The following is a 279-nucleotide window of genomic DNA, read 5'->3' as shown; positions in this document are numbered from 1 at the left end:
GCCGACGAACTCGACCGGCTGGTCGCGCTGGTGGGATTCCACTTCGACCCGCTCGGCGTGCCGTACTCGTGGTCGCGCCACGTCCGGACCTGGAGCCTGACCTACCCGGCCTGGTGGATCGAGGCCGTCCTGCCCATCTGCGCCGCCAAGGCGGCCGAGGACCGGTTTACCGGCGAGGGGTTCGGCGGGGCCATCCTGAAACGCTGGGCCAGGTCCGGCGGCCCCCCGGCCAACGCCGTGCCGGTCGAGATCCCTGCGGGCGTCGGCCCGCCCGTCGGA

At 73.8% G+C, this 279-nt stretch carries 1 protein-coding gene; it reads left to right on the top strand.

Annotated features, from left to right (window positions below; translation table 11 throughout):
• Window positions 1-279 (top strand): hypothetical protein (locus G6O68_RS32235; protein ID WP_165253866.1); only part of this gene is annotated, 279 nt, incomplete at both ends.

It is taken from the genome of Paludisphaera soli (genome assembly GCF_011064595.1).
In the GTDB taxonomy this organism is placed as follows: Bacteria; Planctomycetota; Planctomycetia; order Isosphaerales; family Isosphaeraceae; genus Paludisphaera; species Paludisphaera soli.
This window is presented reverse-complemented; position numbering and strand designations above follow the sequence as displayed.